We start from the raw sequence: 10660 nt of genomic DNA, 5'->3' as shown, positions 1-10660 counted from the left end.
AGCGCTTGACGACCTTGTTGACCAGCACGGTCTTCTGGCGCTCGTTGGCATCTTCCACGGCCTGGAGCACCAGCAGTTCCTGGTCCACGCCGTTGGCTGTCTTGATCAGGGCTTTCACGTCCTTGGGGAAGCAACTGCCGCCGTAGCCGCAGCCGGCGTACAGGAAGTGCGTGCCGATGCGTTGATCCGAACCGATGCCCAGGCGGACCTGCTCGATGTCTGCGCCCATCTTCTCGGCCAGCAGGGCCAGCTCGTTCATGAAGCTGATGCGGGTGGCCAGCATGGCATTGGCGGCGTACTTGGTCAGCTCGGCGCTGCGCACATCCATGACGATCAGGCGATCGTGGTTGCGCTGGAAGGGGGCATAGAGCGCGCGCATCAGCAAAATGGCTTGCTCGTCATCGGCACCCACCACGATGCGATCCGGGCGCATGAAGTCGTCCACAGCCGCGCCTTCCTTGAGAAACTCGGGGTTGGACACGACGGCGAACTGCACGTCGCTGCCGCGCTTGGCCAGTTCATCGGCCACGGCAGCTCGCACCTTGTCGGCTGTGCCAACGGGTACGGTGGATTTGTCGACGATGACCTTGTAGTCACTCATCAGGCGGCCGATGTTGCGGGCGGCTGCCAGCACGTATTGCAGGTCGGCCGAGCCGTCTTCATCGGGGGGCGTGCCCACTGCGATGAACTGGATGGTGCCGTGCGCCACGGCGCGGGCGATATCGGTCGTGAACGACAGGCGGCCAGCCTTGACGTTGCGTTCGACCACCTTGTCCAGGCCCGGCTCATGGATGGGAATGCCGCCTTCTTCCAGGATCCGGATCTTGTTGGGGTCCACGTCCAGGCAGAGCACGTCGTTGCCCATTTCGGCCAGACACGCACCCGTTACCAAGCCTACATAGCCGGTACCAACAACTGAAACTTTCATGATGTGAGGCGGATTGTTGTGAAATCAGCGGGATTTTGACAGACGCAGACCGATTTCAGTCGCCGGAACTAAGCCATGAAGCCTATATCCCGGTCAGCCGCATCAAAATTACCTATATGGGGGGTGATACCCGCGCCGGGGCTCGCACCAATCAGATCACTTTCCGCCACACCCATCCATTTACCCAGGGTGTAGACAAGCTGATCAACCGAGGTTTCAGGCAGCAAAACACCGCCTTTGAGCAGCTGATCGCTGAAATACTCGCCTTCGTTGTCAAAAGCCATGAACTGGGGATAGCGGCCGTAGATGTCTCCGCCCTTGACGGCGCCGCCAATCACAAAGTGGTGCCCGCCCCAGCCGTGGTCGCAACCGTCGCCGTTGTTGACCAGCGCCCGTCCGAACTCAGACGCTGTGAACGTGGTGACCTGCGAGCGCAGATCGCCGCCCGGCATCTGAGTGAGGCACTTCTGGAAGTAGTCGACCGCATGATCGAGTTTGGCCATGAGGTTGCCATGCTGTCGCAGCAGGTCGCTGTGGGTATCAAAGCCGCCGAGCGACACCATGAACACTTGTCGCCCCGCCCCAATCCCGCTGTTGCTGCGTGCTGCGATCATGCGCGCAACAATCTGCAGTTGGAGGGCCAGCGAGTTGAGCTGGCTGGTGCCGTCATTGGGGTTGGTGTAGAAAAGCAGCGGATCGGTTTTCGAGTTCGTGCCGGGCGTGCCCCACGGCGCCATGCTGGCATCGGGCAGGCCTTGCTGGAGAGCGGCTTCGCTGTCCAGTGCGCGGTTGACCACGCGTGTGTAGTCCTCGCCGATCATGTCTTGCTCGAGCGTGGTGGACGCCGCGCTGCGCACAGCCTTGAACAGGGCATTGCTGCCGAAGACCGTGCCGGTCTTGCCGCCCATGACTTGATAGCCGCCGGAGCCAATCAGATAGGGTGTGACGGCAGTGCCATTGAGCCAGGCGGACGTGCTGTCCACGCCAATGCTGCTGAAAGTCTTGTTGGTGTTGCGGCTGGTCAGCTTGTCCATGAGCAAGCCGCCCCAGCCAGCCGCGCCGCCTTCTGGCTCGAAGGACTGCCAGGTCGACGCCTGGTCGTTGTGTGAATAGAGTTTGCGGGGGATCGCAAAGCTCCCGTCAAGCAGGTCGATCTTGGTCGTGGGTTGGACCAAGGGGCCGATGTTGGCGACGATGGCTGCGGATGACTGGGCGTACAAGGCCTGAATGCGCGTGAGTTGCGGGTGCAGGGCAAAACTGCGTCCCGTGTTGAGCCCCTTGGCATTGCGATGGTTGATTGACAGCAAGCTGGATTGCGGCAAGGCGATGGATGTCAGGTCGTCAGGGAGCGTCAGGCCGGAGACCTGGGCCATCACTTTGGGATCGCGTGAGGCGCTGTAGCAGCGCCATGAAGTGGCATCAACAGGGATGACGGTGTTGTGCGCATCGTTGCCTCCAGCCAGGAAGATGCAGACAAGTGCCTTGTAGTCCTGCGCGCCCGTTGATTGGGCCGACGCGGTTTGTAGTGCGCTCAGGCTGCTCAGTAGCGTCCCACTGGCACCCAGGGACGTCAGCGCAGCGGTGCGTTGCAGAAATTGGCGACGTGGAATCGATGTCATCTGCGTCTCACTTGGTGATCAGAAATTCAGGCGACACGGCCACCATGGCGATGGCACTCCAAACACGTTTGTCCAGTGCGCTGTTGATGGCATCGCTATTGGATTGAGTCTGATCCGGCTGCGGCACGGCAATGGTGTCGAGCGTACGGATCACCAACTGGCGCAAGGGGTCGCTGATGGCGCCGCCCAGAAGGCGGTCGGCAATGTGTTGCGTCAGGACAGCGCTGTCGCTGGCCATCGCGCGCTGTTCTGCCAGCTGAAGCGTCACGCCGCGCTGCGTCAGCGTTTCAAGCTTGCAGGAAGCTGCGGCGTCCTGCAGTGCCTTGTTGGCGGGCACTTTCGGGTCCAGCGACTGGATGTATTGCTGCATCTTCGTGGTGTAGGCCCCGCACAGCCCGTCAGCATCAGCGACGAAGCTGGGGCCGATGCCATTGGCCAGCAGGTCCAGCACGGCATTGGCGTAGCCGCTCACCGTGGTCTCATTGACGATCTGCATTTCAGGCGCAACCATGTGCGCGTTGCTGATCTGGCTTTGTGGGGGCGTGTAGCCAGGCCTGAAGAAGTTGAAGACCGATGGCGAGAACAGTGGCGACTGTCCCCATGATGTGCCTGTATCGCTGGTGTTGCCGATGGCCACGTAGGGGGTGCGGCTCCACCCGGACGCATCCAGGGGCGATGAAGACACGGACAAGGTCGGGCTGCTGAACTTGAAGGCTCTCAGCAAAGCCGTCAGTCGGAGTACGGGCTCTCTCAGCTTGCCATGCGCGGGGTCAACAAGGGTGGCTTGTCCTCGGGCCTCGTCGTCCGTGAGGATGGCTTTGACCACTTCCTTGATATTGCCGCCTGTATCGGTGAAGCGTTGTGCTACACGGGCAATGTAGGCGGGGGAAGGGTTGCTGGTGACCAGTCGCTGGATCAGCCTGCTGCTGATGAACGGCGCCGTGTTGGCGTGCGTTGCGAGCCTGTCCAGGGCGGCGGTCAGGCTGGCTTGTGCGGAAGGTGTGTCCTGAGCGGGGATGGTGATGCCCAGGAAGCGCTTTTCGGATGTGGAGTGATAGGCCGGATATTCAACCAGCGGGTGGTACATCCCCTCTGGATCGCGGCATTCAGCCGTCCACGCCAGGCACAGTGCGTCGGCCACGGATGCATAGGCGGGCCCCTTGTAATTGGCCCAGCCCGTGAACACCTTGGCCAGGCCTTTGATGTCGTCGCTGGTATATGTTTCTTGTGGTTGGCCTTGCGCATTGAGCTTGATGGACCCATCCGAATTGAGTTCGTACAAGCCGATGGAGAACAGTTGCATGATCTCCCGGGCATAGTTTTCGTCCGGGAAGTGACCGACGCTGGGGAGTTCTCGGGTGTTGCCTCGGTAGGTCAGGTATTGCCCCATGGCGGGGCTCTTGGTGATGGCCTCCAGCAATTGCCGGTAGGTGCCATCAAGCCCCGTATCCAGCACATCCATGTAGCCTGCCACCATCTGCGGCCCATAGATGAACAGTGCGTCGTCGGCCAGCGAGACCACGAAAATTTCCGACAGCGCGAAAGCGACTCTGGCGCGCAGTTGCGCTTTGTCTGTCAGTGCACGCGTGTAGAACGCTTCCAGGACCTGATCAGGCCTGGCTTTGGCTGTGGCGTCCGACGGGTTGTCCGCCTTGATCTCCGTATCGCGGCGGGTCATGAAGTCGCGGTAGGTGAAGCTGGGGTGCAAGGCGAATTGCTCGTCTATCCAGGCTTCGTAACCAACGGCCATGACACGGCTGATGTTGGTTTCATCCGGGCCGAAGGTTGCTTGAGTCAGGAACCGGGTCGCCTCTGTGCGATCTTTGGGTTTGTCTCCGGTCGTGTCCTGCAGGCAGCCACTCATGGAGAAGATCCAGGCGCTGCATAGCACGCCCAACCCCCATCGCCTGAAACCGTTCATGCTCGCCTCTAGTGGTATCGATTTGTATTAATCGTAGTTCGGAGGCCGGTATGGTCGATGGGTGTTTGTTGCTTGATGTAACGATGTGAGGGCTATTCCGCCCCCTAGGGCAAGGGGGATGAGGTCAGTTTGGTCAGTGATTGGCCGGTGCTAACCCTTGAAGTAAGCCCTGTACCATGATGTGAAATGACCGATGCCCGTGGCCAGATCCGTGTGGCTGCGCACGCCAGTCCAGTCGGTGAGGGCCTCCACGCTGGCGTAGGTCGCGGCGACGTCACCCGGGGCCATTGGTTGCAAATCCAGCTTGGCCTTGCAGCCCAGTGCCGTTTCGATGGTCTGGATGAAGTCCATGAGGGCTACAGGTTCGCTGTTGCCGATGTTGAAGACCCGGTAGGGCGCCCACGAGGAGGCTGCCGAGGGATCCTGGCGATCAAAGTCAGGTTGGGCCTGGGGAGGCTTGTCCAGCGTGGCGATCACGCCCTTGACGATGTCGTCGATGTAGGTGAAATCGCGTTGCATCTTGCCGTGGTTGAAGACCTTGATCGGCTCGCCGGCGAGGATGGCGCGTGTGAACAGCATGGGCGCCATGTCCGGGCGCCCCCAGGGGCCGTACACCGTGAAGAAGCGCAGGCCGGTGGTGGGCAAGCCGTACAGGTGGCTGTAGGTGTGCGCCATCAGCTCATTGGCCTTTTTGGTGGCCGCGTACAGGCTGACGGGGTGATCCACGGCGTCTTCTTCAGAGAAGGGCATGCGCACATTGCCGCCATAGACGCTGGAGCTGCTGGCGTAGACCAGGTGCCCCGTCTTGTGATGGCGGCAGGCTTCCAGCATGTTCACGAAGCCGGCCAGGTTGGAATGAACGTAGGCGTGCGGGTTTTGCAGCGAGTAACGCACGCCGGCCTGGGCGGCCAGGTGCACCACGCTGTCGAACTGTTCGCGGTCAAACAGGGCTTGCAGGGCGGCGTTGTCGCCGATGTCGAGCAACTCGAAGCGGAAAGCCGCACCAGGGCATTGCGTGCCGATATGGGCGATCCGGTCCTTCTTCAACTGAGGATCGTAATAATCGTTGAGGTTGTCGATGCCGACCACCGTGTCGCCGCGCTGGAGCAGCGACAAACACACATGCATGCCAATGAAGCCGGCCGCGCCGGTAACCAATACTTTGCTCATGGCGATATTGTCGGGCATCCAGGCGAGGGTATTGGCGTGCCGGGGCCTCCATTCCAGGGGCGGGGGTCTGCATAATGCACGGTTTGATGCACATGGTCCGACCACGGAGCAACACAATATGATTTTGATTACAGGCGGCGCCGGTTTCATCGGTGGCAATTTCGTCCACCACTGGTTTGAACGTCAGGCCAAGCTGGGCTTGAGTGAGCAGGAGCCGGTCGTTGTTTTCGACAAGCTGACCTATGCCGGTAATCCCAACACGATTGCCGAGCACCTGAAAGCCGGGCGTGCCACCTTGATTCAGGCCGATATCGCCGACCGCGATGCCGTGCGTCAGGCGCTGGCGCAATATCGTCCGCGCGCCATCCTGCACTTCGCCGCAGAAAGCCATGTGGATCGCTCCATCCATGGCCCGGGTGAATTCATCCAGACGAATATGGTCGGCACTTTCAGCCTGCTGGAAGAAACCCGCCAGTATTGGGGCCAAATGGCCGAGGCTGAGAAAGCCGCCTTCCGTTTCCTGCACGTCTCGACCGATGAGGTTTACGGCTCGCTGTCGGATACCGACCCGGCGTTTTCCGAAACCACGCCTTACGCGCCCAATAGCCCTTACTCCGCCAGCAAGGCCGGCAGCGATCACTTGGTGCGTGCCTACCATCACACGTATGGCATGCCCACGCTGACCACCAATTGCAGCAACAACTACGGCCCCTATCACTTCCCCGAGAAGCTGATCCCGCTGATGATCCTCAATGCGCTGGAAGGCAAGCCCTTGCCGGTGTATGGCGACGGCCTCAACATCCGCGACTGGCTGTATGTGCGTGACCACTGCGAAGCCATCTGCCAGGTGCTCGAAAAGGGCCGCACGGGCGAGACCTACAACGTGGGCGGCATCAACGAGATCAAGAACATCGATGTGGTGACCACGATCTGCCAAAAGCTCGATGAGTTGCGTCCGCGTGCCGATGGCAGCAAGTACGAGAGCCTCATCACCTATGTGAAGGATCGCCCGGGCCACGATCGCCGTTACGCCATCGATCCCCGCAAGATCCAGAGCGAGATCGGTTGGGCGCCGTCCGAGACTTTCGAGTCCGGTATCAACAAGACCGTGAGCTGGTACCTGGAGAACAACGCCTGGATCGACACCGTGCGTTCAGGCTCCTACCGCGACTGGCTCGCGCAGAACTACGCGGGGCGTTGATGAAGATCCTTCTGCTGGGCAAAGGCGGCCAGGTCGGTTGGGAGTTGCAGCGTGCGCTGGCACCGCTGGGGCAGGTCGATGCGTTTGACCACGACTCCCCCGGGCCGGGTGCTGCGCCACATCTGCGTGCCAACTTCGCCAAGCCAGATGATCTGGCTGCACTGGTTCGCCTGCTGCAGCCTGACGTGATCGTCAATGCAGCGGCGCACACGGCGGTGGACAAGGCCGAGAGCGAGCCCGAACTGGCTCGTCTGCTCAATGCCACGACGCCAGGTGCGATCGCTGCCGAGGCGGCTCGCATGGGGGCGCTGCTGGTGCACTACAGCACCGACTACGTGTTCGATGGCAGTGGCGAGGCGCCGCGTCAGGAAGACGCCGCAACCGCGCCACTGAGCGTGTACGGCCAGACCAAGCTGGAGGGTGAGCAGCTCATCCAGGCGAGCGGCTGCAGGCACTTGATCCTGCGGACCAGCTGGGTGTATGCCGCACGAGGCGGCAACTTTGCCAAGACCATGCTGCGCCTGGCTGCCGAGCGCGCCGAGCTCAAGGTGATCAACGATCAGATCGGGGCTCCGACGGGTGCTGATTTGCTGGCTGACATCACGGCGCACGCCATCCTGGCTGTGCAGCGCCAGCCCGAACTGGCTGGGCTCTATCACCTGGTGGCCGGCGGTGAAACCAGCTGGCATGAGTACGCGCGCTTCGTGATCGAGTGGGCACGCGCCAAGGGCGTGCCATTGAAGGTGGCGCCCGAGGCGGTGTTGTCAACGCCGACCAGCTCTTACCCCACCCCGGCCAAGCGCCCGCTCAACTCCCGTCTGAGCACAAGCAAGATCCAGAATGCATTCGGCCTGACCTTGCCGCACTGGCAGCGAGGTGTGGAACGCATGCTGACCGAAATCATTGAAAGGTGACCCCATGACCTCCCGCACGACACGCAAAGGCATCATCCTGGCCGGCGGCTCCGGCACGCGGCTTCACCCCGCGACGCTGGCCATCAGCAAGCAGCTGCTGCCCGTGTACGACAAGCCCATGGTCTATTACCCGCTGAGCACCTTGATGCTCGCTGGTATCCGCGACATCCTGCTGATCAGCACGCCGCAAGACACGCCGCGTTTCGAAGCGCTGCTGGGCGACGGCAGCCAGTGGGGCCTGAACATCAGCTATTGCGTGCAGCCCAGCCCGGACGGCCTGGCGCAAGCCTTCATCCTGGGGCGTGATTTCGTGGGCAACAACCCCAGCGCACTGGTGCTGGGCGACAACATCTATTACGGCCATGATCTGCAGCGCCTGCTCAACAGCGCGGCCGGCCGTGATGAAGGTGCCAGCGTGTTCGCCTATCACGTCAATGATCCGGAGCGCTATGGCGTCGTGGACTTCAACGAGAAGTACCAGGCCCTGAGCATCGAAGAAAAGCCCAAGGCACCCAAGAGCAACTACGCCGTCACGGGCTTGTACTTCTACGACAAGCAGGTGTGCGACATCGCCGCCGACATCAAGCCCAGCCCCCGTGGCGAGCTGGAGATAACGGATGTCAATGCACGTTATCTGGCACAAGGCCAGTTGAACGTCGAGATCATGGGCCGTGGTTTTGCCTGGCTCGATACCGGTACGCACGACAGCCTGCTCGATGCCGGCCAGTTCATTGCCACGCTGGAAAAGCGTCAAGGCCTGAAGGTGGCTTGCCCTGAAGAAATCGCGTTCCGCTCAGGCTGGATCTCGGCCGAGCAAGTTCAGAAGCTGGCGCAACCCATGCTCAAGAACGGCTACGGGCAGTACCTGCTCAAGGTCATCAACGACAAGATTTATTGATTCCCATGAAGCTCATTCCCACCCGCATTCCTGATGTCGTGATCGTCGAGCCCGCCGTGTTTGGCGATGACCGGGGCTGGTTCATGGAAAGCTTCAACCAGGTCCGCTTCGAGGCAGAGTTGAGCAAGCTGGGCCTGCCCGCGCCGCGTCCTTTCGTGCAGGACAACCACTCCTGCAGCAAGGCCGGCGTTCTGCGTGGGCTGCATTTCCAAAGGCAACCGCATGCCCAAGGCAAGCTTGTGCGTGTGGTGAAGGGCGCTGCGTTTGATGTGGCCGTGGACATTCGCAAGGGTTCGCCCACCTATGGCCAATGGGCCGGCGTGGAACTCAACGCGGACAACAAGCGCCAGTTGTGGGTGCCGGAAGGATTTGCGCACGGCTTCCTGACCCTGCAGGACGACACGCACTTTCTCTACAAGACCACGGATTTTTATGCCAAGGATTGCGAGGGCGCCATCCGCTGGGACGATCCGGACATCGGCATCGAATGGCCCTTGCAGGGATTGGAAGTTACCCTCGCCCCCAAGGATACCCAGGCTCCCTATTTGAGGGATTCTGGCGCTTGTTGAATACATTTGACATATCGTGAACATAACGGGCATAGATAATCCCCGGATGGTTCCAAACGCACTTGATCCAGTGGCTGCCGTTGCGGTGCCACTGTGGCGTCGTGCCTTGACGTATGGCTTGCTGCTTGCCTTTGCAGTCTGGTGCGTGGTCGGGTTTCGGCGAGACATCGCACAGATTGATCTGGCTCCGCTGGAAGCGGGCTGGATTGCGATCGTGGGCGCTGCAGCGCTGTCGCTGTGGAACTATGCGCTGAGGGTGTTGCGCTGGCGCCTCTATCTGAACCGCCTGGGTCACGTGTTTCCGTGGCGTTTCGTGGCGCTGACCTTCATGTCGGGCTTCGCTTTCACGTTGTCGCCAGGCAAGTTGGGCGAAATGGTGCGCGGGCGCTACTACCAGCCCAAAGGCCTCTCGATGACACAGGTTACTGGCGCGTTCTTCGTGGAGCGCCTGCTGGATCTGCTGGCGATGATCATGCTGGCGGCCGTCGTGCTGGCCGAGTTGCAGGCCTACCAGTCTTTCCTGTGGCTGGCCTTGGGGCTGGTGGCGGGGCTGCTTGCCGCCGTGGCGCTCGTGCCGTGGCCGCTTGTGGCGCAGCGGTTGGATCGCCAGCCGCATGGCAAGCTGGTCAAGGCCATTCAAAGCGTGGCGCACATGCTGGCCAACGCGCGGCAGTTTCTCTCTCCTGGTATTTTGTTGACCGGGTTGGCCCTTGGCGTGATGGCCTGGGGTGCCGAGGCGGTCGGGCTCAAATTGTTGGCGGATGCCATCGAGCCGGGGCGCATTTCCCTTTTCGCGGCCATGGGCGCTTATTCCATTGCCATCATCGTGGGCGCCTTGTCTTTCCTGCCTGGCGGATTGGGCAGTACCGAAACCGTCATGACAGCCTTGCTGGCCGCGCACGGGTACACGGTGGCCCAGGCGATCTTGCTGACCTTGGTTTGCCGACTGCTGACGCTGTGGCTGGCCGTGTTGATTGGCTGGATCTGTGTATGGCTCCTGCGTGATCCGAGACACCTGTGACGAGTTCTTCTATGACCAAAGCGGTTCCACTTTGTGTTGATCTGGACGGCACGCTGATCCACAGCGATCTGCTGCTTGAATCCTTTTTGTTGCTGATCAAGCGCAACCCCCTGTATTTGCTGCTCGTGCCCTTCTGGCTGATGCAAGGCAAGGCCGGGCTCAAGCGCCAGATCGCCAGCCGCGTGCAGCTTGACGGCAGCGCCTTGCCCTACACCAAGCCCTTGCTGGACTGGCTGCGTGGCCAAAAGGAGCAGGGGCGTGCCGTGTGGCTGTGTACCGCTTCTGATAGCCGACTGGCGCAGGCGGTGGCCGATCATGTCGGCTTTTTTGATGGCGTGATGGCCAGCGATGGCCAACTGAACTTGTCTGGCGCCAACAAGGCCGCCGAGCTGGTCAAGCGCTTTGGCGACAAGGGCTTT

General features: G+C 61.1%; 9 protein-coding genes and 1 pseudogene. 6 read left to right on the top strand and 4 right to left on the bottom strand.

Annotated elements, in window-relative coordinates:
• The 4 genes from EPO09_RS11585 to EPO09_RS11570 form a co-directional block, all read right to left on the bottom strand.
• Nucleotides 1-928, bottom strand: a 928-nt coding sequence (locus tag EPO09_RS11585) for a UDP-glucose/GDP-mannose dehydrogenase family protein (protein WP_290643228.1), incomplete at its 3' end; no start/stop codon positions are given.
• Nucleotides 929-996: 68 nt separating this feature from the next.
• On the bottom strand, nucleotides 997-2547 hold the full coding sequence (locus tag EPO09_RS11580; protein WP_290643226.1) for a DUF1501 domain-containing protein: 1551 nt from the start codon (nucleotides 2545-2547) through the stop codon (nucleotides 997-999).
• 7 nt (nucleotides 2548-2554) lie between these two features.
• Nucleotides 2555-4411: a DUF1800 family protein gene (locus tag EPO09_RS11575; protein ID WP_290643225.1), complete on the bottom strand. Its 1857-nt coding sequence runs from the start codon at nucleotides 4409-4411 to the stop codon at nucleotides 2555-2557.
• A 207-nt stretch (nucleotides 4412-4618) separates the two neighbouring features.
• Nucleotides 4619-5638 carry an NAD-dependent epimerase gene (locus EPO09_RS11570; protein ID WP_290643222.1) on the bottom strand — a complete coding sequence of 340 codons (1020 nt, stop codon included), beginning with the start codon at nucleotides 5636-5638 and terminating at the stop codon, nucleotides 4619-4621.
• Between the two features lie 118 nt (nucleotides 5639-5756).
• Between EPO09_RS11570 and rfbB the strand changes: the two genes are divergently transcribed.
• From rfbB to EPO09_RS11540, 6 genes and pseudogenes are all read left to right on the top strand, one after another.
• The gene (gene rfbB, locus EPO09_RS11565; protein ID WP_290643221.1) at nucleotides 5757-6839 is read left to right on the top strand and encodes a dTDP-glucose 4,6-dehydratase; all 1083 of its coding nucleotides are present in this window, start codon (nucleotides 5757-5759) and stop codon (nucleotides 6837-6839) included.
• The gene (gene rfbD, locus EPO09_RS11560) at nucleotides 6839-7753 is read left to right on the top strand and encodes a dTDP-4-dehydrorhamnose reductase (RefSeq protein ID WP_290643219.1); all 915 of its coding nucleotides are present in this window, start codon (nucleotides 6839-6841) and stop codon (nucleotides 7751-7753) included. Before rfbB ends, rfbD begins: the two co-directional genes overlap by 1 nt.
• A gap of 4 nt (nucleotides 7754-7757) precedes the next feature.
• Complete coding sequence (gene rfbA / locus EPO09_RS11555) at nucleotides 7758-8651, top strand: glucose-1-phosphate thymidylyltransferase RfbA (protein ID WP_290643217.1); 894 nt, start codon at nucleotides 7758-7760, stop codon at nucleotides 8649-8651.
• A 5-nt stretch (nucleotides 8652-8656) separates the two neighbouring features.
• Complete coding sequence (rfbC, locus tag EPO09_RS11550; RefSeq protein ID WP_290643215.1) at nucleotides 8657-9220, top strand: dTDP-4-dehydrorhamnose 3,5-epimerase; 564 nt, start codon at nucleotides 8657-8659, stop codon at nucleotides 9218-9220.
• 70 nt (nucleotides 9221-9290) lie between these two features.
• The gene (locus EPO09_RS11545; RefSeq protein ID WP_290643213.1) at nucleotides 9291-10241 is read left to right on the top strand and encodes a lysylphosphatidylglycerol synthase transmembrane domain-containing protein; all 951 of its coding nucleotides are present in this window, start codon (nucleotides 9291-9293) and stop codon (nucleotides 10239-10241) included.
• Nucleotides 10242-10252: 11 nt separating this feature from the next.
• Nucleotides 10253-10660: pseudogene (locus EPO09_RS11540) on the top strand (hypothetical protein); the annotation flags it as partial.

Origin of the sequence: Aquabacterium sp., assembly GCF_004297345.1 — a bacterium.
Taxonomy (GTDB): domain Bacteria; phylum Pseudomonadota; class Gammaproteobacteria; order Burkholderiales; family Burkholderiaceae_C; genus Aquabacterium.
Note: the sequence above shows the minus strand (reverse complement) of the source record. Positions and strands in the feature narration are given on the sequence as shown.

Excerpts from the sequence above, each read along its gene's own strand:
- rfbB (WP_290643221.1), top strand. The coding sequence starts at position 5,757 with ATGATTTTGATTACAGGCGGCGCCGGTTTCATCGGTGGCAATTTCGTC.
- rfbA (WP_290643217.1), top strand. The coding sequence starts at position 7,758 with ATGACCTCCCGCACGACACGCAAAGGCATCATCCTGGCCGGCGGCTCC.
- EPO09_RS11575 (WP_290643225.1), bottom strand. The coding sequence starts at position 4,411 with ATGAGTGGCTGCCTGCAGGACACGACCGGAGACAAACCCAAAGATCGC.
- rfbD (WP_290643219.1), top strand. The coding sequence starts at position 6,839 with ATGAAGATCCTTCTGCTGGGCAAAGGCGGCCAGGTCGGTTGGGAGTTG.
- EPO09_RS11580 (WP_290643226.1), bottom strand. The coding sequence starts at position 2,547 with ATGACATCGATTCCACGTCGCCAATTTCTGCAACGCACCGCTGCGCTG.
- rfbC (WP_290643215.1), top strand. The coding sequence starts at position 8,657 with ATGAAGCTCATTCCCACCCGCATTCCTGATGTCGTGATCGTCGAGCCC.
- EPO09_RS11570 (WP_290643222.1), bottom strand. The coding sequence starts at position 5,638 with ATGAGCAAAGTATTGGTTACCGGCGCGGCCGGCTTCATTGGCATGCAT.